24 protein-coding genes are annotated in these 23,259 nt (G+C 71.5%); 9 read left to right on the top strand and 15 right to left on the bottom strand.

All coding sequences use genetic code 11. The annotated features are described in order from the left end of the window. Nucleotides 1–4: 4 nt before the first annotated feature. A complete protein-coding gene (locus ACQPZX_RS43890; protein WP_433369610.1) occupies nt 5–796 on the top strand; it encodes a PhzF family phenazine biosynthesis protein in 792 nt (263 codons plus the stop codon). On the opposite strand, the gene ACQPZX_RS43885 is transcribed toward ACQPZX_RS43890, so the two are convergent. Together ACQPZX_RS43885 and ACQPZX_RS43880 are read right to left on the bottom strand one after the other, a co-directional pair. Further along, nucleotides 793–1,200 (bottom strand): VOC family protein, encoded by a 408-nt coding sequence (locus ACQPZX_RS43885; protein ID WP_433369607.1) that lies wholly within the window; start codon nt 1,198–1,200, stop codon nt 793–795. The genes ACQPZX_RS43890 and ACQPZX_RS43885 overlap by 4 nt on opposite strands. Then, entirely contained in the window at nt 1,176–1,748 is a 573-nt protein-coding gene (locus tag ACQPZX_RS43880; protein WP_433369604.1) for a cob(I)yrinic acid a,c-diamide adenosyltransferase, read from the bottom strand. The genes ACQPZX_RS43885 and ACQPZX_RS43880 overlap by 25 nt, the downstream gene beginning before the upstream one ends. 42 nt (nt 1,749–1,790) lie before the next feature. Between ACQPZX_RS43880 and murA the strand changes: the two genes are divergently transcribed. Next, nucleotides 1,791–3,077 (top strand): UDP-N-acetylglucosamine 1-carboxyvinyltransferase, encoded by a 1,287-nt coding sequence (gene murA / locus ACQPZX_RS43875; RefSeq protein WP_433369601.1) that lies wholly within the window; start codon nt 1,791–1,793, stop codon nt 3,075–3,077. Here murA and ACQPZX_RS43870 read toward each other — a convergent pair. Continuing rightward, nucleotides 3,074–3,430 (bottom strand): hypothetical protein, encoded by a 357-nt coding sequence (locus ACQPZX_RS43870; RefSeq protein ID WP_433369598.1) that lies wholly within the window; start codon nt 3,428–3,430, stop codon nt 3,074–3,076. The two genes, murA and ACQPZX_RS43870, sit on opposite strands and share 4 nt — an antisense overlap. A 131-nt stretch (nt 3,431–3,561) precedes the next feature. On the opposite strand from ACQPZX_RS43870, the gene ACQPZX_RS43865 reads away from it, so the two are divergent. Next, nucleotides 3,562–4,410, top strand: a complete 849-nt coding sequence (locus tag ACQPZX_RS43865) for a 3-hydroxyacyl-CoA dehydrogenase family protein (RefSeq protein WP_433369596.1) — start codon at nt 3,562–3,564, stop codon at nt 4,408–4,410. Between the two features lie 89 nt (nt 4,411–4,499). Continuing rightward, on the top strand, nt 4,500–4,820 hold the full coding sequence (locus ACQPZX_RS43860) for a hypothetical protein (protein ID WP_433369593.1): 321 nt from the start codon (nt 4,500–4,502) through the stop codon (nt 4,818–4,820). Here ACQPZX_RS43860 and ACQPZX_RS43855 read toward each other — a convergent pair. The 6 genes from ACQPZX_RS43855 to ACQPZX_RS43830 are packed head-to-tail and all read right to left on the bottom strand — an operon-like array spanning nt 4,817 to nt 11,750. Next, entirely contained in the window at nt 4,817–5,632 is an 816-nt protein-coding gene (locus ACQPZX_RS43855; RefSeq protein WP_433369590.1) for an ABC transporter permease, read from the bottom strand. The two genes, ACQPZX_RS43860 and ACQPZX_RS43855, sit on opposite strands and share 4 nt — an antisense overlap. Then, complete coding sequence (locus tag ACQPZX_RS43850) at nt 5,622–6,455, bottom strand: ABC transporter ATP-binding protein (RefSeq protein WP_433369587.1); 834 nt, start codon at nt 6,453–6,455, stop codon at nt 5,622–5,624. The genes ACQPZX_RS43855 and ACQPZX_RS43850 overlap by 11 nt, the downstream gene beginning before the upstream one ends. Nucleotides 6,456–6,474: 19 nt before the next feature. Continuing rightward, on the bottom strand, nt 6,475–7,233 hold the full coding sequence (locus ACQPZX_RS43845; protein WP_433369584.1) for a hypothetical protein: 759 nt from the start codon (nt 7,231–7,233) through the stop codon (nt 6,475–6,477). Beyond that, nucleotides 7,220–9,766, bottom strand: a complete 2,547-nt coding sequence (locus ACQPZX_RS43840; RefSeq protein WP_433385836.1) for an FtsK/SpoIIIE domain-containing protein — start codon at nt 9,764–9,766, stop codon at nt 7,220–7,222. Before ACQPZX_RS43840 ends, ACQPZX_RS43845 begins: the two co-directional genes overlap by 14 nt. A 35-nt stretch (nt 9,767–9,801) precedes the next feature. Next, complete coding sequence (locus ACQPZX_RS43835) at nt 9,802–11,127, bottom strand: hypothetical protein (protein ID WP_433369581.1); 1,326 nt, start codon at nt 11,125–11,127, stop codon at nt 9,802–9,804. Between the two features lie 8 nt (nt 11,128–11,135). After that, nucleotides 11,136–11,750 carry a DUF4126 domain-containing protein gene (locus tag ACQPZX_RS43830; protein WP_433369578.1) on the bottom strand — a complete coding sequence of 205 codons (615 nt, stop codon included), beginning with the start codon at nt 11,748–11,750 and terminating at the stop codon, nt 11,136–11,138. 47 nt (nt 11,751–11,797) lie between these two features. Here ACQPZX_RS43830 and nucS point away from each other — a divergent pair, with 47 nt between their 5' ends. The 3 genes from nucS (at nt 11,798) to ACQPZX_RS43815 (ending at nt 14,173) form a co-directional block, all read left to right on the top strand. Then, complete coding sequence (gene nucS, locus ACQPZX_RS43825) at nt 11,798–12,457, top strand: endonuclease NucS (protein WP_433369576.1); 660 nt, start codon at nt 11,798–11,800, stop codon at nt 12,455–12,457. A gap of 126 nt (nt 12,458–12,583) precedes the next feature. Further along, on the top strand, nt 12,584–13,777 hold the full coding sequence (locus tag ACQPZX_RS43820; RefSeq protein ID WP_433363724.1) for an IS30 family transposase: 1,194 nt from the start codon (nt 12,584–12,586) through the stop codon (nt 13,775–13,777). A 168-nt stretch (nt 13,778–13,945) separates the two neighbouring features. Then, on the top strand, nt 13,946–14,173 hold the full coding sequence (locus ACQPZX_RS43815) for a hypothetical protein (RefSeq protein WP_433369573.1): 228 nt from the start codon (nt 13,946–13,948) through the stop codon (nt 14,171–14,173). A gap of 93 nt (nt 14,174–14,266) precedes the next feature. Here ACQPZX_RS43815 and ACQPZX_RS43810 read toward each other — a convergent pair whose 3' ends face one another. From ACQPZX_RS43810 to ACQPZX_RS43800, 3 genes are read right to left on the bottom strand one after another with little or no spacing between them, the layout of a single operon-like run. Then, a complete protein-coding gene (locus ACQPZX_RS43810; RefSeq protein WP_433369571.1) occupies nt 14,267–15,772 on the bottom strand; it encodes a DUF6297 family protein in 1,506 nt (501 codons plus the stop codon). Continuing rightward, the gene (locus ACQPZX_RS43805) at nt 15,769–16,407 is read right to left on the bottom strand and encodes an ABC transporter ATP-binding protein (RefSeq protein ID WP_433369568.1); all 639 of its coding nucleotides are present in this window, start codon (nt 16,405–16,407) and stop codon (nt 15,769–15,771) included. Before ACQPZX_RS43805 ends, ACQPZX_RS43810 begins: the two co-directional genes overlap by 4 nt. 9 nt (nt 16,408–16,416) lie before the next feature. Then, the gene (locus ACQPZX_RS43800) at nt 16,417–17,910 is read right to left on the bottom strand and encodes an aldehyde dehydrogenase family protein (RefSeq protein WP_433369565.1); all 1,494 of its coding nucleotides are present in this window, start codon (nt 17,908–17,910) and stop codon (nt 16,417–16,419) included. Between the two features lie 85 nt (nt 17,911–17,995). Here ACQPZX_RS43800 and ACQPZX_RS43795 point away from each other — a divergent pair, with 85 nt between their 5' ends. Both ACQPZX_RS43795 and ACQPZX_RS43790 read left to right on the top strand, forming a co-directional pair. Further along, nucleotides 17,996–18,289, top strand: a complete 294-nt coding sequence (locus ACQPZX_RS43795; protein WP_433369563.1) for a hypothetical protein — start codon at nt 17,996–17,998, stop codon at nt 18,287–18,289. Nucleotides 18,290–18,337: 48 nt separating this feature from the next. After that, nucleotides 18,338–19,162, top strand: a complete 825-nt coding sequence (locus ACQPZX_RS43790; protein WP_433369560.1) for an alpha/beta hydrolase — start codon at nt 18,338–18,340, stop codon at nt 19,160–19,162. On the opposite strand, the gene ACQPZX_RS43785 is transcribed toward ACQPZX_RS43790, so the two are convergent. From ACQPZX_RS43785 to ACQPZX_RS43775, 3 genes are all read right to left on the bottom strand, one after another. Continuing rightward, nucleotides 19,122–20,357, bottom strand: a complete 1,236-nt coding sequence (locus ACQPZX_RS43785; protein ID WP_433385833.1) for an AI-2E family transporter — start codon at nt 20,355–20,357, stop codon at nt 19,122–19,124. The two genes, ACQPZX_RS43790 and ACQPZX_RS43785, sit on opposite strands and share 41 nt — an antisense overlap. After that, on the bottom strand, nt 20,303–21,718 hold the full coding sequence (locus ACQPZX_RS43780; RefSeq protein ID WP_433369557.1) for a Laminin subunit beta-1: 1,416 nt from the start codon (nt 21,716–21,718) through the stop codon (nt 20,303–20,305). Before ACQPZX_RS43780 ends, ACQPZX_RS43785 begins: the two co-directional genes overlap by 55 nt. A gap of 242 nt (nt 21,719–21,960) precedes the next feature. Beyond that, nucleotides 21,961–23,250, bottom strand: a complete 1,290-nt coding sequence (locus ACQPZX_RS43775; protein ID WP_433369554.1) for a DivIVA domain-containing protein — start codon at nt 23,248–23,250, stop codon at nt 21,961–21,963. Between the last annotated feature and the right edge of the window lie 9 nt (nt 23,251–23,259).

Below are 23,259 nucleotides of genomic sequence, written 5' to 3'. Positions count from 1 at the left end.
GTGCATGCGCATCCAGATCGTCGACGCCTTCACCGCCAAGCCGTTCAGCGGCAACCCCGCCGGCGTGGTCGTGCTCTCCGAGTTTCCCGACGCCGAGTGGATGCAGCGGGTCGCCGCCGAGGTCAACCTCTCCGAGACGGCCTTCCTCCATCCGCTGGCGGAAGAGGCCGATTTCGCGCTCCGCTGGTTCACCCCGGCCGTCGAGGTCGCGCTCTGCGGGCACGCCACCCTCGCCACCGCGCACGTCCTGGGCCGCGACAAGACCAGCTTCGCCACCCGCAGCGGCATCCTCACCGCCACGTCGGCCGGGGAAGGGTGGTACACGCTCGACTTCCCGACCGCCCCGCTCACCCCGGTCGAGGCCCCGCCCTGGCTGGCCGGCGTCCTCGGCGCCGAGATCGTCTCGGTGCACCACACCGGCCCCGACACCGACGACCTGCTGGTCGAGCTGCGCGACGAGGCCACCGTGCGCGGCCTGCGCCCCGACCTCGGCGCGCTCGCGAAGAAGGAGAATCGCGGCGTCGTGGTGACCGCCCAGGCGGCCGGCGGCGAGGGCGGCTACGACTTCGTCTCGCGCTTCTTCGGCGCGGCGGCCGGGGTCGGGGAGGACCCGGTCACCGGCAGCGCCCACACCGCCCTCACGCCGTTCTGGTCGGCCCGCCTCGGCGGCCGCACCGAGCTGACCGGCTACCAGGCGTCCCCGCGCGGCGGCTACGTCCGCGTCACGCTGGCCGGCGACCGCACGCTGTTGACCGGCCAGGCCGTCACGGTGATCGACGGCGAGCTGACCGCCTAGCCGGTTTGGAGCTCGACCTCGTAGCCCCAGTTGTCCTCGAGGTAGGCCGCGTAGGACTCCGGGCCGCCCGCGTTGGGGTGCCTGTCCGGGAACAGCAGCGACCAGCCGTTCTGCTGCGCCGCGAGGGTCAGCCGGTCGACGTCGTCGCGCCCGCCGACCGTGAAGGCCAGATGGTTGAGCCCGGGCGCCAGGCGGTCGTGCACGCCGCCGGAGAGGGCCGGCGACTGCTCCAGCACGATGTACACGTCGCCGAGCCGCCACGAACGGCCGGCCGGCCACTCCTGGAACGGCTCCCAGCCGAGCGCGCCCAGCAGCCAGCCCCAAGGCCCGCACGACCCGGCCAGATCGGGGACCCAGAGCTCGACGTGATGCAGCCCGCCTATCGCGCCCCGCCCGGGACCCACTTGACGTCACCGCCCGGGTTCGCCACACGGCACAGGATGAACAGCAGGTCGGAGAGCCGGTTCAGGTATTTCGCCGGCAGCTCGCCCGTACGATCGGGATCGTCCTGCAAAAGAGCCCAAGCCGCACGCTCCGCACGTCGCGCCACGGTGCGTGCCACATGCAGCAAGGCCGCGCCCGGGGTCCCACCCGGCAGGATGAAGCTGTCGAGCGGCTTCAGCCGCTCGTTGAACTCGTCACACCAGCCCTCGAGACGGGTGACGTAGTCGTCGGTGATCCGCAGCGGCGGATAGGGCGGATCCTCCGCGATCGGATTGCAGAGATCAGCACCAAGATCAAAGAGATCATTCTGTACGGCGGTGAGCACCGCGCGCACGTCCTCGGGCAGGTTGCCCAGCGCCAACGCGACGCCCAGCGCGGCGTTGCACTCATCGGTGTCCGCGTACGCGGCCAGGCGTGGATCCGTTTTCGCCACGACCTCGTTGTTGCCCAGACGGGTCTCGCCGGCGTCGCCGGTACGGGTGTAGATGCGGGTGAGGTGAACGGCCATAGGGACACCCTACGGAGGCGCGGTTGGGCGGCGGCCCATACCATGGCCCGCGTGGATGTGATCAGGGTGCAGGGCGGGGCGCAACTCGCCGGTGACGTCACCGTCGGTGGCGCCAAGAATTCCGCGCTCAAGCTCATGGCGGTGTCGCTGCTCGCCGAGGGCCGCAGCGTCGTGGAGAACGTCCCCCGGATCACCGACATCGCGATCATGGCCGAGGTGCTGCGCCGGCTGGGCTGCCAGGTGACCCTCGAGGGTGGCCAGGCGACCATCGACGTGCCCGCCGAGCCCGGCAGCGAGGCCGACTACGACCTGGTCCGCCGCCTGCGCGCGTCGATCTGCGTGCTCGGGCCGCTGCTGGCCCGCCGCGGCTACGTGCGGGTCGCCCTCCCCGGCGGCGACATGATCGGGTCGCGCGGCCTCGACATGCACTTCTCCGGCCTGACCCGGATGGGCGCCGAGATCTCCGGCGAGCACGGCTTCGTGATCGCCTCGGCGCCGCACGGCCTGCGCGGCGCCAAGATCTGGCTGGACTTCCCGAGCGTCGGCGCCACGGAGAACATCCTGATGGCCGCCGTCATGGCCAAGGGCGTCACCGAGATCGACAACGTGGCCCGCGAGCCCGAGATCGTCGACATCTGCGAGATGCTGGTCGCGATGGGCGCCCGCATCGACGGCGCCGGCACGTCGACGCTGACCATCGAGGGCGTCAGCGAGCTCTCCCCGGTCGTCCACCGCACGGTCGGCGACCGCATCGTGGGCGGCACCTGGGCGTTCGCCACCGCGATGACCCGCGGCGACGTGACGGTCCACGGCGTCCGGCCGGAGTTCCTGGACATCGCGCTGGACAAGTTGGTCACGGCGGGTGCGCAGGTCACGCCGGGCGACAACCAGTTCCGCGTACGGATGGAGGACCGTCCCCGCGCGGTCGACATCGTCACCCTGCCGTACCCCGGTTTCGCCACCGACCTGCTGCCGATGGCGATCGGGCTGGCGGCGGTGGCCGAGGGCTCGTCGCTGATCACCGAGAACATCTTCGACGGCCGCTTCATGTTCGTGAACGAGATGGTTCGCCTCGGCGCCGACATCCGAACGGACGGCCACCACGCGGTGGTGAACGGCCGGGAGAGGCTCTCGGGCGCGCCGGTGCGGGCGACCGACATCCGGGCGGGCGCGGGGTTGGTGATCGGCGGTCTCTGTGCCGACGGCATCACCGAGGTCGGCGAGGTGCACCACATCGACCGCGGCTACCCCGACTTTGTAACCGATTTGGCCAAGCTGGGCGTCGAAGTCGAGCGGGCGGACGTGCCCGAGCCGACTTTCGACTTCTAGAGCGCGGGGCTGCCGCCGACCAGGCGGCGGGCCTCCTCGACCTCCTCGGCGAAGACCAGCACCGCCGTCCGGCCATCGCGGTCGACGGCCTGGGTGGTCCGGATGCCGGCGTCGCCGAGAAGCCGCCTGATCTCGTCGGCCACCTCCGCATCGTCGGTGACCGCGGCCGGGCAGAGCAGGCCGTAGTCGTCCGGCTCGCCGAAGATCGCGAGTCCGGCGGCATACCGGTCGCCACCGTCCTCGCGGGCGAACGTCCAATGCAGTCCCATGCGCCAGAAGATGGCGCCGAGCAAGCCGACCAGACCGACGGCAACCAGCGGGCCGATGAGGTACCAGCCGTTGCCTGAGGCCATGGGCATAGTCTGGCACCGCCGCGCGGCCGTTTCGCGGGAATTGCCCCGATCGGGAAGACCACCTGAATCCCCGTTAAGTAGCCCCGGTAATGTGACCCCGAGGCTCACGTATCGGCAGAAGGGGAACGCACATGGCGGGTCGACTCGCGGTCATCGGCTCCGGGTTGATGGGTTCCGGCATCGCGCAGGTCTCGGCGCAGGCCGGCTGGCAGGTCACCATGCGGGACGTCGACGACGCCGCGACCAACCGGGGCATGGCGGCGATCCGGAGCTCCCTGGACCGCTTCGTGAACAAGGAGAAGATCACCGCCGAGGAGGCGGAGGCCACCCTCGCCCGGATCACTCCCACCACCGACCTCGACGCCGCCGCCGACGCGGACGTGGTGGTCGAGGCGATCTACGAGAAGGTCGAAGCCAAGCACGAGGTGTTCCGCGCGCTCGACAAGATCTGCAAGTCCGGCGCGGTCCTCGGCACCAACACGTCGGCCATCCCGATCACCCAGATCGCCACGGTGACCGAGCGCCCCGAGTCGGTGGTGGGCATCCACTTCTTCTCGCCGGTGCCGATGATGAAGCTGGTGGAGCTGGTCCGGGGCTACCAGACCTCGGACGACACGCTGGCCGCGGCCCGCAACTTCGCCGAGGAGGTCGGCAAGACCTGCGTCGAGGTCAAGCGCGACGTGGCCGGCTTCGTCTCGAACCGGCTGTTCTCCGCCCTGCTGGTGGAGGCGATCAAGCTGGTCGAGTCGGGCGTGGTCAGCCCGGCCGACCTCGACACGGTCATGAAGCTCGGCTTCGGCCACGCGATGGGCCCGCTGGCCACGGTGGACCTCACCGGCCTGGACGTGATGCTGAACGCCGCCGGCAACATCTACCGCGACACCGCCGACGAGAAGTTCTTCCCGCCCGAGCTCCTGCAGCGCATGGTCACCGCCGGCGACCTGGGCCGCAAGACCGGTAAGGGCTTCTACACCTACTGACCGGTGACGCCGGGCCCGGATTCGGCTGTTCGGCCACGGGCCCGGCGCTTCCCCCTTTAGGGTCTTCTCGAAATGGGGGAGGGGACGACATGCGAGTGGCACCGTCTCCGGAGGAGACGCAATGGGCCCTCGCCGAGGCGAGCGCCCAGGCGCTGACGGTGGCGCCGGGCTGGTTCCGCGCTTGGCAGAGCGGCAGCGAGAAGTGGTCGGCGGTGAACATCCGCTCGGCCACCCAGGTGATCGTCAAACAGAGCCGCGAGGACGACCGGCACCCCGACAGCTGGGCGGTGCGGGCCCTGTTCGGCGCCCACTCGGTCGAGCTGCACGTCGGCCCGTACGAGAACAAGGCGGACGCGATCCTGGTCGCCCACGCGGTGCTGACCCTCGCCTACCGCGACACCCTGCACTAACCGTCGCGCTTGGTGGTCCACCGGAACGTCGTCAGGCACAGCGCGAGCGCCAGCACGCACCACAAACCCAGCACCAGGGCCACCATCGGCAGGTTGAACGAGCCGCCCGGCTCGCGCGCGCCGAACGACGCCGGCAGGAACACCGAGCGCAGGCCCTGGCACATCCACTTCAGCGGGAACAGCGACGCGACGTTCTGCATCCACGTCGGCAGGCTGGTGAAGACGAAGAACACGCCCGAGATGAACTGGAGGATCAACGCCACCGGGGTCACCACCGCGGGCGCGCTGCGTCCGGTGCGGGCGACCGACGAGAACGCTATCCCGCACAGCGTGCACGCGGTGATGCCGAGCAGCGAGACCCACAGGAACGTCAGCCACTTCTGCGGGGTGTCGGGCAGGTGCAGGTCGAACAGCAGCGACGCCACCGCCAGCAGGATCACCGTCTCCAGCAGCGCGATGACGCCGACCATCAGCACCTTGCCGGCGAAGTAGACCCATTTCGGCATCGGCGTGCCGAGGAAGCGTTTCAGCACCCCACGGTCGCGTTCCATCGGGATCTGGATGGCCAGCGCCTGGAAGCCGGCCGTCATCAGGCCGGTGGCGATCATGCCGGTCACGAAATACTGCGTGAACTTCACGCCCTCGCCGATCTCGCCCTTGAAGATCGACCCGAACACCAGGATCAGGATCGCCGGGAAGGCCAGCGTGAACATGACCTGCTCCCGGCTGCGCAGGAACTGCCGGACCTCCAGCCCGCCCTGCGCGGCCGCCAACTCGAGCGCGCCGGCCCGTTGCGAAGCCTCAGTGGTCACCGATCATCTCCAGGTAGACGTCTTCGAGGGTCGGGCGTGTAACGGTCAGGCCGGGCACCTCGCCCGAGAAACGCGCGGCCAGGTCGGTGACTACGGCCGTCGGCGTCGCGCTGTGCGTGCGTTCCCAGCCACCATCCGGCGTACGCCAGGAGACCGTCGCCAGGGCCGAGTCGCGCCGCCCGAGCGACCGCGGCGTGTCGACCGCGATGAGCCGCCCGCGGGCGATCACCCCGACCCGGTCGGCCAGCGCCTCGGCCTCCTCCAGGTAGTGCGTGGTCAGCACGATCGTCGTGCCGCCCGCCTGCAGGTCGCGGATCAACTGCCAGAACTCCCGGCGCGCCTCCGGGTCGAAGCCGGTGGTCGGCTCGTCGAGGAACAGCAGCTCGGGACGCCCGACGATGCCGAGCGCCACGTCGAGCCGCCGCTTCTGCCCGCCGGAGAGGGTGTGGGTGCGGGCCCGCACCTTGTCGGCCAGCCCGACCCGCTCGATCACCTCGCCGGGATCGTCCGGCGCCGGGTAGAAGCGCGCGAAATGCCGCACGACCTCGCCCACGGTCAGCTCGTCGAACTCTCCGGTGCCCTGCAGGACGATGCCGACCCGCTCCCGCAGGCCGCCGGCGCCCGGCTCGGCGCCGAGCACGCTGACCTCGCCGGCGTCGCGCCGCCGATAGCCCTCGAGAATCTCCACTGTGGTCGTCTTGCCGGCCCCATTGGGCCCGAGCAGCGCGAAGACCTCGCCGTGCGCCACGTCGAGGTCGACGCCGTCCACCGCGACGTTGTCCCCGTAGGCCTTACGCAGTCCCCGCACCCGGATCGCGTCCATGCGAAGACACACTAGGGCCTCAGTGGGTGGCGGCGAAGGCCAGAGACATCAGGGTCGCGGCGACCATCCCGCCCAGCAGGGTCAGGCCGATCCCGCCGATGTCCAGCTTGGCCTGCAGCCATCGGTGCGCCGACATGGCCGCCACCGGTACCCCGGCCGACGGCGCCACCAGGAATGCGAGCCACCCGAGGACCCGCAGCACCGGGCCGCCCCAGATACCCGTACTCCCGAATGTCACCAGGCCGGAGGCGACCAGACCCGCCAGCGCCGCGACCAGCGCGCCCACCATCGGAAGCAGCGGCAGCGCCCAGCGCGGCATCGCCCGCCGCCCGGCGGGCGAGACGGTCACGTCGATCCGCGACGCCGCCCGGGCCAGCAGCACCCGCGGCGAATCCGACGCCGGCGTCGAAACCGTGGCATCGGCCGGCGTGGGGGTGCGGGGCAACGCCACCCGGGGCAGGGCGTCCACCGGCACCGGCTCCGGCACCTCGCCCAGCGACCGCATCCGGATCCCGCGCGCCCTGCGCAGCTGGTCCCAGAGCCGGGCGGCTTCCCGGTCCACGTCGAGCACCTGCGCCGCCGCCGCGCCCGCCCACCGATCGGCCGACAGCGCGTCCCCCTCGGCGCGGGCCAGCTCGCCCGCGGCCTGCGACGCGTTGTCCTGATAGGCCTGCTCGGCGCCGCTCAGCTCGGCCTCCCGCCGCCGGGACGCCTCGGCGAGGGCACCGACCATCAGCTGGTAGTCGCGGCCGATGGGCTGGCGGTCACGTGTGGTCACTGTTCACCTCGTACGGGATGATCACTTCGGGCGTGCGGTGCACCGACCGGTCGAAGAACAGCGCCCGGCGGCTGCGGGGATACCAGGCCGGCCCGCCGGGCTGGGGGTACAGCGGCGCCAGGTCGGCGCCCTGCACGTCGAGCGCCACCCACGCGCCGATCGGGTCGAGCCGGCTGGCCGGCCCGCCGAGGCTGTCGCGCAGCCGCGACACCGACCGCCACCAGCCGAGAACGTGCGTGCGCTGCTCCGGACCGTCGGCGAGCAGCCGCCGCAGGGTTCCCGCGTCTACCCCGGCGTCCAGCGCGTAGCCGATCACGTAGTGCGGGATCCCGAGGTCGGGCATGTCCGGAAGGGAGTCGAACCAGTCGGCCGACGGCAGCTCCGCGATCAGCCGGGCGGCCGGCCCGGTCGCGTCCGGATCCAGGCAGACGATGCTGAAATGGGCCGGCCCCTGCGCCGCCAGCGACAGCGCCGCCGCCGCGAGCACGTCGCATGCCTCGTCGGTACGGGTGCCGAGCACTGCCAGGTTCCGTCCCGGCATCCGGCCGAGGCGCAGCCGCGCGGGCCGGGCCGCCACGTCGATCCGCTCGCCCAGCACCGCGCCCGGCGAGGAGCCCACCGGCGTCGCGGCGTCCGGCACCAGCCCGGCCGGGCGGCAGGACGCCGGCAAGCGCGGCACGGCGTCGCCGTCGAAGAGGCGTGGCTCCTCGCACCCGTCCGGGCGCAGGCGCCATAGCCGGCGCTGAAGAGTCCGCCAGATCAGCCGGTCGCCGGCGTCCGGCAGCCGGACGACGACGTTGGCCCCGGCCGTGCCCGACTCGCTGTTGACCACCGCGTGGTGCCGCGGGATGACCGCCGCCGCCAGGTTGTTGTCGGCGAGGATGCGGCGGGCCTTGGGCAGGGCGATCCGCAGGGTGAACTGGCCGACCAGACCGGAGCGGCCCCACAGCGCCTCGATGCCGGAGACGTCCTGCGAGGCGAGGATCAGGTGGATGCCCTGCGAGCGGCCGCGCCGGGCCAGGTCCTCGAGCAGGGTGACGGCCTCGTCGGCGACCGCGTCCCGGCCGCCGAGCAGCACCTGGAACTCGTCGATGACGGCGACGATGCGCGGCCACACGCCGGTGGGGTCCTCGGCGCGCAGCTCGGCGAGCTTGGTGGCGTCGTGCCGCTTGGCGGCCTGGGCCCGGGTGCGCAGCTCCTCGCCGAGGTGGCGGAGCATGGCGAGGCCGAACTCGCGGTCGCCGTTGACGTTGATCCCGGCCAGCCGCACCTGCGGCAGCCAGCTCGGATCGCGGGGCCCCTGCACGAACCGGGCGAACGACACACCCTCCTTGAAGTCGAGCAGGTAGAGGGCGAGCTCGGAGGGGCCGTACCGGGTGGCAAGCGACGCCAGCCAGGCGTAGATGAGGTTGGTCTTGCCGGAGCCGGACGGGCCGCCGATCAGCGCGTGCGGCGGGTCGTCGCCGAGCGGCACGTCGATGAGGGAACCGTCGGTGCTGTCGCCGATCGGGGCGGTCAGGCCGTGCGCCGACGACTCGGCCCAGAACGTCGCCGGGGAGAGATCGGCGAGCTGGGCCGGTGGCGGTCCGGCCCGCATCCGCTCGGCGGTCTCCTTGCAGTACGAGACAACCCGGTCGGTGGGCGGCGGCGGGTCGAAAGAGATCTCCAATTCGCCCGTGACATCGCATTTTCTCGCGTCGTAGTCGATCCGGACGACGGTCTCGTGGTCGGTCAGTCGCACCCCGCGCGCGATCAGATGCACCCCGCAGGCCACGCCGGTCCGGGTGATCCGATCGAGTTGGGCCCGGTGATCCGCGGACAGCTCGGGCGTGTCGCACAGCAGCACGATCACCCGCCAGGGCTGCGCCAGAACGCTGCCGGCCAGCACGGTCTCGTTCACCCGGCAGATGTGCTCGACGAGCTCGTCGAGCATCGCCCCGAGCCCGCCCGGCCCGACGAAGCTGATCCCGAGCGGCGCGAACGCGGCGAGCGTCCCGCCGAGGTGCTCGGGGTCGTAGACGGTGAGTTGCACGTCGCCCGGCCGGGTCGTGCCCAGCGCCCGCAGCAACAGCCCGGTGATGATGCCGTCGGCCACCGCGGCCGGCCCGGCGAGGTCGAGGTGGGCCGCGTCGAGCAGGGGGATCAGCGCGGGCAGCGGCGAGGCGTCGTCGAGGGCGAGCGTGCCGATCCGCAGCAGGCCGGGGCGTCCGCCGCGCTCGGGCTCGCTGGGCGCCCAGAGCCGCCACGGCGCCGCGGCCGCGCCGGTGGCGCTGAGCGCGGCCACCCGGCGGACGTTCCCGGCCAGCTTGGCGGTCTCGTACTGGAAGCGGCGCTGGATGTCGCGGCGCGCGGTGTCGCGCGCCTCGGCGAGCTGGTTCAGGCAGGTGCCGTACGCGTCGCGCACCAGCTGCCGCCGCGTCTGCGCCTCGCCGCGCGCCGTCTCGGCCGCGGCCAGCACCGCCCGGGCAGCACCGCGCGCTTCGGCCAGCTCCTGCCGGACGGCGGCGACCAGCGCGTTGCGGTGACTCACGATGGGGGATTTTACCTATTTTGCCCCGAGCGTGGCGATTATGTGCTGCGTGTCGTGACCCGGGTCAGCCAACGCGGATCCGTGTGGGTCAGCTCGTCCCACAGCCGGCGGGCCACGATCGCGGCGGCCTCCTCCTGCCAGCGCCGCAGCGAACTGCGCGGCACATAGCGGCGCATCCAGTCCAGCGCCCTGCGCGACTCCCGGTCGAGGCCGTCGGTGCGCTGCCGCCGCGCGTACGGGTCGAGCCCCAGCACTACGCAGAAATGCAGCGCGTTGTAGTGCCGCCACTCGTCGGTGGTCGCGAAATCCCCGGCCGGCCGCAGCCGGTCCACGCTCTCCTGCAGAACCGCCCGCAGCTCCATCGCCCGCGCCAGCGGTTGCTCGATGGTCAGGCCGGACAGCCGCCGCTCAACCGCCGGGAGGCTGGTCAGCGGGCTGCGCATGAGCCGGCCCAGCCGCCCGTAGTTGTCCAGCGCCTGCCGGGTGAAGCGGAGGAAATCGGGCCGCCGGGTGTCGACCAGCCGATGCCGGGACCGCCGCCGCGGCAGCGCCTCGGTGAGCGACAGCAGCGCCGCCCGGTCCTGCCGCAGCCGCTTGTCGTGCCGGAACGCCACCGAGTCCAGCCACCAGCGCAGCTGCCCGATCAGCCCGATCCCGGTCATCACGGCGGCGACCAGCACGAACTGCAAGACCGTCACGGTCCGGCCGGGAGAGGACAGCATGGTGAGCGCGGCCGGCGCGCCGACCGCCACCAGCCCGAGCAGCGCCGCGGCCAGCGAACGGATCAGGTCGGGCCGCAGCCGCTCGCCCACGTCCAGCGCGTCGGCGATCGCGACCAGGAAAGCGAGCATCAGCAGGTCGAGCCCGATCGCCGCGATCACCAGCTCGGGCGCGCCCACATCGAGCAGCAGCAGCGCCGCCAGCCCCGCCGAGTACAGGGCCGCCACCACCGCGAGCGCCGACGGCAGGATGGTCGGCTGCACCTGGTCGCGGAACCGCCAGAGCAGCACCACGCCGCCGGCCAGCGGCGCGATCACCACCAGCCGCCCGGCCGGCGGCAGCACCACCAGCATCAGCAGGAACGGCACCGTCAGGATCAGCCAGCCCAGGTCGATCTGGCGGCGCTCCGGCACCAGCTTCGGCAGCAGCGCGACCGCCGTGCCCGCCCAGAACAGCGCCGGCACGCAGAGCAGAATCTCGGCGACGGCCGAGCCGGGAGCGAGGGTCCAGGTCAAGACCCCGATCGCGTACGCCAGGAGCGCCGCGGCCGCGCGGGAGGACGGACCGCGCGCCGGATCGCGGCCGATCAGGTAGCAGGCCGCCCACCACGAGAGGGCGAACGCGGGCACGGCGACGGCGGGCACCGGAGAAGTCAACCAAACAGTCGGGCAGTGCCGGAAGCCGCGATCTCCCGCTTACGTCGCCGCCGGCGCATGATCAGGACCACCGCCCAGACCAGCAATCCGAGTCCTACCAGGACCAATATCGGCATCAGGATCGCCAGAACCGACATCAGAACACTGCCGATATCTTCCACGGTCGACGCGACCGGCGCCCCGAATCCGGCCGTGCTCACGTTGACCACCGGCCGGGCCGCGGCCTTGACCCCGTGCACGCCGAGCGCGATCAGCACGCCCGCCACCACCGGCACCCACTGATGCGAGGTGAAGAACGAGCCCGGGTCGCTCACCGTCACCGTCTGCGCCCCCGACCCGGCCCCGAAGGCGAGCCCGCCCGCCGTCGGCCGGACCACGGTCTGCACCACGTCGTTGACGTGGTCGACCACCGGCACCTTGTCGGCCACGACCTCGACGGCCAGCAGCAGCCCGAGGATCGTCAGGACCCAGCCGTTGCCCAGCCACGCCCAGCCGCTCGGCAGGTCGATGAGCTCGGTGTAGCGGGCCAGCAGGCCCATGACCATGAGGGGGATGTAGGCATTGAGTCCCGCCGATGCGGCCAGACCGGTGCCGGTCAATGCTTCGAGCACAAACCCAGCATGTCATCCCCGGGCGAGTGCTCCGGTACTGTCTCCGGGTGCGTCTGGTTATCGCGAAGTGCTCCGTCGACTACGTCGGCAAGCTGTCCGCCCACCTGCCTCCCGCCACCCGCCTGCTGATGGTCAAGGCCGACGGCTCGGTCTCGATCCACGCCGACGACCGCGCCTACAAGCCGCTGAACTGGATGAGTCCCCCCTGCAAGCTGCAGGAGGCCCCCGGCGTCTGGAAGGTCGTCAACAAGGCCGGCGAGGAGCTCCGGATCACCCTCGAGGAGATCCTCCACGACACCTCACACGACCTGGGCGTCGACCCCGGCCTGGTGAAGGACGGTGTGGAAGCCCACCTCCAGGAGCTGCTGGCCGCACACCCGGAGACCTTCGGCGAGGGCTGGACCCTGGTGCGCCGCGAGTTCATGACCGCCATCGGCCCGGTCGACCTGCTCTGCAAGGACGCCAACGGCGGCTCGGTAGCGGTAGAGATCAAGCGCAGAGGCGAAATCGACGGCGTCGAGCAGCTGACGCGATACCTCGAGCTGATGAACCGGGACCCGCTGCTCGCCCCGGTCCAGGGGATCTTCGCGGCCCAGGAGATCAAACCTCAGGCCCGCGTCCTCGCCACCGACCGGGGCATCCGCTGCGTTGTCGTCGACTACGACAAGCTGCGGGGTATGGCCAAGGACGAGCTCACGCTCTTCTGAGCTTTCCTTCCACCCTCTGTGGACAACGCCGTCGAATTTGTCGTACCCACCTGCTTCAGTTGGGCCCCACCCAGTGCCCCGGATTCCAGGGGTCGTCGCAGCACCTCGTTCTGAGGGGTTTGTGTGATGGAGCAGGTGGTCCGGGATGGGTCGGTCGACTACGCCGGTCGGTCGTTGTTGCGGCGGGAGGCCTACCTTGCTCTGGTGGATCAAGGCATGGGGTTCCGGCGGGCGGCTCGGATTGTCGGGGTTTCCTATCGGCTGACTAAACGCTGGCGTAACGGGCCGAAGCCGATCAGGTCGGCCGCTGAGCGTTCGGTGCGGGGCCGGTATCTGAACGCTGACGAGCGTATCCATATCGCTGACCGCCGCCGGGAGCAGGCGTCGGTCCGGCAGATCGCCGCGGAGCTCGGCCGGGATCCGTCCACGGTCAGCCGGGAACTGCGCCGCAACGCCCATCCGGACAGCGGGAGCTACCGGCCGTATGCGGCGCAGCGGCGGGCCGAGGCCCGCCGACCCCGCCCGAAACCCCGCAAGATCGACGCTAGCCCGCAACTGCGGGCGCTGATTCAGGACGGCCTGGACCTGCGGTGGAGTCCGGAGCAGATCGTGCGACGCTTGCGCCGCGACCATCCTGACCGGCCGGAGCTGTCCGTGTGTCCTGAGACGATCTACCAGGCCCTCTACCTGCAAGGCCGCGGCGGTTTACGCCGCGAGGTCGCGGCCGCGCTGCGCACCGGGCGGGTGATGCGCCGCCCCCACCGCAGCGCAGGGCAGCGCACCCCGCGGATGGCCACCGACATGATCATGATCAGTGAGCGGCCGGCCGAGATCGAGGATCGGGCGGTGCCCGGGCACTGGGAAGGTGATCTGATCATCGGCAAGGGCAACAAGTCCGCGATCGGCACCCTGGTCGAACGGCACACCCGCTACCTCATGCTGGTGCACCTGCCGGACGGGCGACGGACCCCGGACGTGTTCCGCGACGCCTTGATCACCACGATCACCACTCTGCCCGCGCATCTGCGCCGGTCGTTGACCTGGGACCAGGGCAGCGAGATGCACCTGCACCACCAGTTCAGCCTGGCCACCGACATGAGCGTCTACTTCTGCGACCCGCATTCACCCTGGCAACGCGGCACCAACGAGAACACCAACGGCCTGCTGCGGCAGTACTTCCCGAAATCCACCGACCTAGCCGTGCACAGCCGTGAACACCTCGACGCGGTCGCGGTCCAACTCAACGGCCGGCCCCGCAAAACCCTCGGCTGGGACACCCCCGCCGAACGCTTCGCTAAACTCCTCACCCAAGCCAACTGACCAGCAGTGTTGCAACGACCCCCAGAAACCGCCTGCCGGGGCGGGGGAGGCGTGTGGGCGCCGCGGAGATCAAAAACTTGGGGTTCTGTGGCGCATCGAGGTGGGTGCGCAGGGTTGCGGAAGTCGGTGGCTGGGCGGGGCTTGCCATGGCCCGGGGGGTGCGTGGGTGTGGTGAGCGCGGCCGGTTGCGGCGCGTCGTTGGATCTGGTCATGCCGGTGAAGTTCCGTTATGTGGGTCATGTCGGGCGCTTCGGCTGCGGCGCAGGCGGCGGCCAGTGCGATCTTGAGGAAATGCGGTTCGAGGGGCGCAGCAACTCATCATCCTTGGCCGCGCGGCCAGACCCGCGCCCGAAATACCGCGATATTTCCGCCAAGGGTCGGCGCCGTGTCCCGTGATGTGGGCGCAAAGAACCGGCTAGCGGGACTAGGGGCCAGCATGCGGGACGCGGTCCCGTCATTCGGTGGCTTCCGCCACATAGCGGGACAGCGTCAGCGGGCGCTCAGCTCGACGCGGTCGGGTGACGTGGTGCCGGAAATGTAGGCGCGGGCGCCGATCCCGCCCACCACGGCCTGGACCAGGACCGTTGTCCAGGACAGGGGGTGGCCCTGGGCGATCTCCACCAGCGCCGGCAGGCCGAGCAGCAGGGCGTCGGGGCCGATCGCCGCGTTCACCAGCGGGCCCGTCGAGACCGTCCCCATCGGGGTGTCGAGGGGGAGCAGCTCGTTGCGGACGAAGCCGACACGTGCCCGGCGGACCGCGGCGACCGCGCCGACCGGGCCGAGTGTCAGGCCCAGCGCCCACCACGGGCCGGACGGCAGGTCGCCCAGGGCGGTGAGCAGGCCCAGCGCCAAGGCCGACCACAGCGCGGCCAGCACGCCGGGGACCCACATGCGCTGGAGGATCGCCTGGCGGGAGTTCAGGCCGAGCAGGCGCAGGAGGACGGGGTTGCCGGCGTCGGTCTTGACGTTGCCGCCGGCGGTGGAGGCGGACAGCAGGGCGCCGATCAGGACGGCCACGCCGATCAGCCAGTGCGGGGCGTGGCCCAGCAGCACCGGCAGCGCGGCCAGGAGCGCCAGCCAGAGCAGGCGCTTGCGACGGCGCACCACCAGCAGCAGGTCCTGGGTGACCAGCACGGGCAGGCGGGTGGGGAAGCGTACCGAGCGCAGGTGGCGGTGGGCCCAGTAGCGGCGCTCGATCATGTCGGTGAGGAACGACGGCTCCATGCCGAAGGCCGTGTCGAAGAGGGTGCCCGCGGTCTTGGCCGCCTCGAGGATGCGCTCGTTGGGGGTGCGTGCGAGTCCCCGTACGGAATGGGCGAAAAGCAACCCGACGACCAGCGCAAGCGCGCCCACCAGCGGAAGCAGAGTCGACGCGGACGGCCACCCGGCGGCCGTGACGGAATCGCCGGAGGTCGAGTCGGCGATCAGGCCGGCGAGGCCGGCGGCCAGCAGCAGCGAGACGAGCGCGTCGACGCGGTCGCCCCAGCGGCCGCCGGCCTGCGCGGCCAGCGCGACCAGCAGCAACGCTATGCCGATCAGGGCGGCGCCGGAGGCCAGCAGCGCGACCGACTGGCCGGCCAGCGTGCGCGGCGCGGCGTGACCGACGATCGCGGTGCCGGCCAGGGCGCCCACGATGGCCGCGACGATCGCGGTGAGTCGCAGCGACGGCAGTAACAGGCGGCGACGGCTGACCGGCGCCGGCAGCAGCCAAGATGCCGCGGGACGGCTCAGCGCCAGCGGGCCGAAGCGGCGAAGGGCCAGGTAGAGCAGGCCGAACAGGACCGGAACCAGGGATGCGGCGGCCAGGCGCGAGGCGTTGGGCGCGGTCGGCCAGAAGACCACGGCGAGTTGCTTGTGCACCATGCCGCCGACCACGGCCACGAACAGCAACGCGAAGTAGATGTTACCGGCGGTCGCGCCGCGCTCGCGGTGGGCGGACTGGCGGCGGCTGATCCAGCGGCGGACCGGAGCCAGCGGAACGGTTGCCGAGGTCATGCGCTCAGCGACTCCATGGTGGTGACCTCGGCGCCCGACGCCGCCGCGAACTCCTCGTCGTGGCTGGCCATCAGCAGCGAGCCGCCGTCGGCCACGTACTCGGTCAGGAGGGCGGCCACCTCCTTGCGGCCGTCGGGGTCGAGGCGCTGCTCGGGCTCGTCGAGGATCAGCAGCGAGCTGGGGCGGATCAGCGCGACCGCCAGCGTGAGTCGCTGCTTCTGACCTGAGGAGAGCGAGGGCGGGATCGCGTCGGCGTGGCCGGCCAGGCCGAAGCGCTCGAGCGCCTCATCGATGCCGGCCTCGTCGGGGTCCTGGCCGTTGGCGCGGCAGACCAGCTCGGCGTGCTCGCGGACGGTGAGACCGGGATACCAGGTCGGGGGCTCGACGGTGGTGACCACGGCCCGCCAGAACTCGGGGGTCGCGCCGGGCGGCGCGCCGAAGACCCGGATCTCGCCGGAGTCGGGCTGCTGGAGGCTGCTGACGCAGCGCAGCAGCGTGGACTTGCCGATGCCGTTCTCGCCGGTCACGCAAACGCCGCCGCCGGCCGGGACGATGAGCGCGACGCCGGTCAGCACCGGCGTGGAGCCGTAGCTGACGTGCAGGTCCTCGACCTCGACCGCGGGGTGATCTACCACCCCGTCAGCTTAGGACCGGCGACCGTAGAGCAGTTTCACGGCCTTGACGATTTGGCGGATCTGGCCGGGCGTGCGGTCGAACGTCGTCGACGGGAGCAGCGACTTGGCCCGCCGGACGGTGATGGACTTGGGGCGGGCGAACTCGCGCAGGCCGTCCTCACCGTGGATGCGGCCGAAGCCGGAGTCGCCGACGCCGCCGAACGGCAGGTTGCCCATGCCGACGAAGGTGAGCGTCGAGTTGACCGAGACCATGCCGGAGCGCAGCCGGCGGGCGATGCGGATCGCGTTGCGCTTGCCGAAGACGGCGCCGCCGAGACCGTACGCGGTGTCGTTGGCCAGCCGGATCGCCTCGTCGGCGTCGGCGACCTTGGTGATCGTCAGCGTCGGGCCGAACGTCTCGTCGCGGATCTCGGAGGAGTCGGCGGGCACGTCGACCAGCACGGTCGGCGCCACGAACGGGGGTTGCACGGCCCCGGCGCCGCCGAGCACCGCCGTGCCGCCCTTGGCCAGGGCGTCGTCGATGTGCTCGCGAATGATGTCGATCTGCTTGGGCATGGTGATCGGGCCGATCTCCTCGCCCGTGCGCAACTTGCCGGCCCGGGCGACGATCTCCTTGACCAGGCTGTCGTAGACCGGCGCGACCGCGTACACCCGCTCGATGCCGATGCAGGTCTGCCCGGCGTTGGTCATGCCGCCCCAGACGGCGGCGTCGGCGGCCGCCGGGATGTCGGCGTCGGCGTCGACGATCAGCGCGTCCTTGCCGCCGGCCTCGATCACCACCGGGACCAGGTTTTTGGCGCAGGCGGCCATGACCTTCTTGCCGGTGGCGGTCGAGCCGGTGAAGGCGACCTTGCCGACGCCGGAGCGGCACAGCGCGGCGCCGACGTCGCCCAGGCCGTGCACCGCCTGCAGCACCGGCTGCTCGGGCACCACCTCGGCGAACGTGTCGACCAGCCATTGGCCCACGATCGGGGTGTACTCGCTGGGCTTGAAGACGACCGCGTTGCCGGCCGCGAGCGCGCCGCTGATCGGCCCGATCGGGGTGACGATGGGGTAGTTCCACGGGCCGATCACGCCGACCACGCCGTACGGCTGGTACTCCAGGTGGCCGGTGTGCTCGGCGAGCAGCACCCGGGTGCGGGTGCGCCGGGGGCCGAGCACCTTCTTGGCGTGGCGGGGCGCCCAGTCGAGGTGCTCCACCGCGGCGACGATCTCCATGATCGCGTCGGCGTTCGGCTTGCCGGTCTCGAGGCTGGTGAGCTGGGCCAGCTCGTCGATCCGCTGGACGAGCAGCGAGCGCCAGCGCAGCATGCGGTCCTTGCGCCCGTCGTACCCGAGGGCCTGCCACCAGGCGCCGGCCTCCCGTGCTTTCCGCACGGCCGCGACGGTGGCCTCCGCGGAAGCGACCGGCACGCGGCCGGCTTCCTCGCCGGTGGCGGGGTTCGTGGAGATGAGCACGCCGTCTTCGATCGCCGGCACGCCGGGAACGCGAGTAGCCGTCATGGCCGGAGTCTACGGCGCTTGTTACTGCCCAGTCACTACGTACTCTTGAACCGTGCCGCGCCGAAACCATCCCCGCCGCCGAGACATGCCGACGCCTGTTGAGGAGGAGCACGTCCGCAGGGGCATCGGCGGTGTCCAGCAGTGGCAGGACGGCGACTGGATGGTCCGGTCGATCTTCGGCGGGGCCGCCGTGAAGGCGTACCGATGCCCGGGTTGCATGCAGGAGATCCGGCCCGGTGTGGCGCACGTGGTGGCCTGGCCGGCCGACGAGCAGGGTGACCTCACCGACCGGCGGCACTGGCACACGGGTTGCTGGAAGGCGCGTGACCGGCGCAGCCCCGGGGTGGAGCGCTCGCGCAACGCTCCACGCTATGGGTAAGCCCTCCGACCGCCCCGCCCACCGCCCAAAACCGGACTAAGGCTTTCCATGACGACCAATCAGATCCGTGCGAACTCGATCCTGCCCGCCCATCGGGAGGACATCGAGCTGCACACCGCCGACGGCCTCACGCTGGTCGGTGAGCTGGCGCGCCCGGTCGACCGCGATCCGGTCGCCACGCTGGTGTGCCTGCATCCGCTGCCCACGCACGGCGGCATGATGGACAGTCACGTCTTCCGCAAGGCGGCGTGGCGGCTGCCGGCGCTCGCCGGCGTCGCGGTGCTGCGTTTCAACACGCGCGGGACGAGCAGCGTGCGCGGGACTTCGGAGGGCTCGTTCGACGGCGCGGTCGGCGAGAAGTACGACGTCGCCGCCGCCATCGAGTTCGCCGAGTTCGAGGAGCTGCCCGACATCTGGCTGCTCGGCTGGTCGTTCGGGACCGATCTGACCCTCATGCACGGCCTCGACCCCGCCGTCGTCGGCGCGATCCTGCTGTCGCCGCCGCTACGCTTTTCCGACAAATCGGATTTGTCGGCCTGGCAGGCGAGCGGCAAGCCGCTGACCGCCCTGATCCCCGAGTTCGACGACTACTTGCGCCCGGCCGAGGCTGCTGAGCGTTTCACCTACGGCGAGGTGGTGCCGATGCCGGGCGCCAAGCATCTCTGGGTCGGGGACGCCGAGACCGTCCTCGACGAGATCGTGCGCCGGGTCGCGCCGGGCGTCCAGGTCCCGCTGCCGCGGACCTGGGACGGGCCGATCAAGAGCGGAGACATGCACGCGTACGCCGACCGCACGGTCGCCGCGTTCGCCGACGTCCCGGTCCCCGGCCCGCTCAGCGGCTCTCCTGACTCGGCACCACGACCTCGCGAATGATCAGCTGAATGCCGGCCACCATCGGGATCGCCACCAGCGCCCCGATCACACCGAACAGCGCCACCCCGAGCAGGGCCGCCACCACCGCCGCCACATCGCTCACCTTCACCGACCGGCGCATCACGTTCGGATAGATCAGGTAGTTCTCCACCTGCTGGTAGATGATGAAGAAGATGACGCAGACGATGCCGGCGGTCAGCGAGGACGCGAAGCCCACCAGGCTCACGATGATCGCGCCGAGGGTGGCGCCGATCTGCGGGATCAGGTCGCAGACGGCGACCACCACGGCCAGCGCGAACGGGTACGCCAGGCCGAGGATCATCGCGAGCACGAACGAGCTGGCGCCGGCCACCACGGCGATCGCGAGCGCGCCCACCATGTAGGCGCCGACCTTGGTGAGGATCTCGTCGGTCAGCAGCCGCACGCGGGTCCGCCGCGAGGCCGGCACCAGCGAGTACGCCCCCTCGCGCATCCGGTCGAAGGCCGCCATGAAGTAGATCGTCAGCACCAGCACGGTGAGCGTGTTGAAGATCGTGCCGAACAGCAGCTTGGCGCCGCCGACCACGCCGCCCACCGCGCCGCCGACCGTGCCCGGGTTGACCGCGCTGGTGACCTTCTCCATGATGTCGTAGCGCTCGACCAGGTCGTTGACCGTCTCGTTGCGCTGCAGCTGCTGGAGGTAGTCGGGCACGTTCTTGATCAACTCGTTGGTCTGGGTGACCAGCGGCGGTATCAGCGCGATCAGGCCGCCGACCAGCAGGCCCAGCACGGCCAGCGCCACGATCGCGACCGCGACGCCGCGCGGGATGCCCCGGCGCCGCAGCCAGCTCACCGCCGGGTTGAGCCCGATGGCGAGGAAGGCCGCGATGAAGATCAGCACGAGGATCGACGCCGCGTTGCGGACGCCCAGGAAGATCGCGTACGCGACGATGATGCCGAGCCCGCCCAGCAGGCCGATCATGAACGGGTTGCGCCGGTCGACCGGCGGCCCGGGGCGCCCGAAGCGGCCCTCGTCCTCAGCCTGCTCGACGGCGTCCTCGGCGGGCGGCTCTATCTCGGTCTGGTCGTCTGCGGACACCGGGTGCATTCCTCCCCGCCGATCTGGTCGGCGGGAGATTAACGCCGTCGGCGCCGCACATATTAATCGGCGTCCGCACCCACCCGGGTCGCGGGCGGCACCGTGACCTTGGCCGATGCGGTGACCTTGGCCGCGTGCTGGCCGGTGGGCTCGGCGGCCGCGTGCGCGCCGACCGGTCCGCCCGCCTCCGGCTTCTCCGCCGGCTCGGGGGTGTCGTCGGCGTCGTCCTTGTCGTCGGGGGAGGCGGCGGCCGCGAGCACCGCGGCGGCGGCCAGCTCGGCCACCCGCTTCGCCTCCTTTTGCACCTGGCGGCGCACGTCGGTGGCGTGCCGCTCGGCGGCCTCGCCGGCCCGCTTGGCCTCGGACACCCGCTCGAGCTCGGACTCCAGCTCCTTGCGCACCTCGGCGAGGCGCTTGGCGACCTGCGTGGCCTCCTCCTCGCCGGTGCGCGCGCGGTCCTGCGCCACCGCGAGCTGACGCTCGGCGTCGGCGACCTTGGCCTGAGCGGCCTCGAGGTCGGTGGCGGCCTGAGCGATCTTCTCCTGCTGGGAGGCGATTTCCTTCCGTACGGCGGTGGCCTGCTCGTCGGAGCGGCGCAGCACGTCCTCGGCGTACTTGTCGGCCTCGCTGCGCAGGTCGGCGCACTGCTTCTCGACGGCGGCCCGCTGCTGGGCGAGCTCCTGCGCGGCGGCCTGGCGGCGCTGCCCGAGCTCCTGCTCCACGCCGGCCCGCAGCTCGGTGTGCTCCCGTTCGGCCGCGGCCCGCTGGGCGTTGATCTCCTGCTGGTTGCGGTCGCGGAGCGCCTTGATCTCCTGGTCGGCCTGCATCCGGGTGGACTGGGCGTAACCGTCGGCCTCCGCGCGCACCCGCTGCGCGTCGCGGGCTGTCCGCTCGGTGAGCTGCTGGGCCTCGGCGCGGGCCCGGCCCAGCGTGTTTTCCGCCTCGGAGCGCATCTGGTCGACCGACTGGCGGGTGGCGGCCAGCGCCTTTTCCGCGGCGGCGCGCTTGACGGCGTCGGCGCGCTCCTCGTCGGCGCGGCGGGCGGCCAGGGCGATCTCGAAGTCGCGGATGCCCTCGTGGGCGTGCTTCTCGGACTCGGCGCGGATCCGCTCGGCCTCGCCCAGGCGGGCGGCGATGTCGTCGGTGGCGGAGGACTTGATCGCCTCGGCCTGCTCCTCGGCCAGCGTGAGGATCTGCTCGACCCGCGAGCCCAGGTGGCGGAAGGAGACCTCGGGGCCGATGCCACCGTTGCGGCGGGCCTGGGTGATCTCCTGCTGCAGGCGCTCGATCTGCGTGGCCATGCCCTGGATCTGGGCGTACGCCTGTTCTCGCTCGGCGGCCAGCGCGGCTATCTCGTTCTCGGCCCGCGCCACGTACCGCTCGACCTGCTTCCTCTCGTAACCCCGCAGGGCGGTCTCGAAGCTGGGCTCGGTGGCCGCGTCCCCGCCGAGACCGAAGATTTCACCGCCGTGCGACATGCTGTCCATCCTCACATACGCATAGTCCCGTCACGGACCGATACACACCGTCCTGGGCGGAGTATGCGTCTAGTTGTGATTTGTCTGAGCCGGCCTTCGCCAGAGCAACGCTACGCGCGCAGAACGAGCCAGGCCGCACCGGAGAAACTCCGATACGGCCCTGATCGATATGTAGCGGCCGACCAATCAACCGTGGCGTACCCGCGAGAAGTACGCAACCGCAGAGGTCAGTGGCGAAGGACTCAGGAGTTGGTCTTGGCTGCTACCGGCTTGTCCGCTGCGCCGTTCTTGTCGGCGTCGGGGGTGCGCTGGGCCGGCGTCTCGGCCGCCTTGGCCGCCTCGGCCGGTTTCGCCGGGGCGCCGGGCACCAGACCCGACAGGCCGGACAACATCTGCCCGAGCTGGTTGGTGACGGCGTCCTTCTGCCGAGTGAGATCTTCCACCTCGCGGCGGGCGGCCTGGGTGGTGAGCTCGGCCTCGGAACGGGCGTCGCTCACCAGGCGCTGCGCCTCCGCGCGGGCCTCGGACACCGTCTTCTCCGCGAGGGCGCGGGACTTCTCGGTGGTCTCGGCCGCGTTGCGCTCGGACTCGACGCGGCGCTGCTCGGCGCGCTGCTCGATCTCCTTGGACCGGTCCTCGGCGGCGCTGGCGCGCTGCTCGGCCTCGGCCACCATCTTCTGCGTGGCGCTCACCTGGGCGGCGTGCCGCTGGGACTCCTCGCGCTCGGCCTTCTCCCGCCGCTCGGCGATCTCGAGGGCCAGCGCCTGCAGGTCCTTGTCGCGCTTGTCCCGCGCGTCGGTCAGCAGCTTGGTCGCCTCGGCCCGCTTCTCCTCGGCCTCGCGGGAGGCCTTGGCCCGCAGCTGGGTGATCTCCCGCTCGGCGGTGGCCCGCAGCGACGCGACCTCACGCTCCACGGTCGACTTGAGCTCGGCGACCTCGTGCGCGGTGACGGTGCGCAGCTGCTTGGTCTCGCGGTCGGCGTCGGACCGGAGGGTGTCGGCCTCGCGCCGGGCCTGAACGCGGGCCTCGGCCGCCTCCCGCTCGGCGTGCGTGCGCACCTGGCCGGCCTCGCGCTCGGCGGTCGCCTTCATGGCGGCGGCCTCGGCGCGCGCCTTGTCGGTGATCTCGCGTGCCTCGAGCCGGGCCGCCGAGAGGATGCCCTCGGACTCCCGCTTCGCCTCGCTGCGGTGATCGTTCGCCTGTTCCTCGGCCAGCCGCAGGATCTGCTCGACCCGGGTGCCCAGCCCGGAGAGCGTCGGCCGGTTGTTCTCCTCCAGCAGCTTGTTGCTGTCGGCGAGCTTCTGTTCGACGGCGTTGAGCCGCTGCTCGGCCTGGCGCAGACGGCGCTGCGCGTCGTTCATCCGCTGCTCGGCCTCGCCCTGGGCCTGCTGCGCCTGGTTGAGCGCGGCGATGAGCCGGCCCAGGTGTGCGTCAACCTGCCCGCGGTCGTAACCGCGGAGGACGACGGTGAAGTCGGTCTGGGAGTTCGCACCGTCGAAAAATGCCAAGTTCTGATCCTGCTGCTGAGGCATTGGGCCATC

The organism is Actinoplanes sp. CA-142083, assembly GCF_050942195.1.
Lineage (GTDB): Bacteria > Actinomycetota > Actinomycetes > Mycobacteriales > Micromonosporaceae > Actinoplanes.
This window is presented reverse-complemented; position numbering and strand designations above follow the sequence as displayed.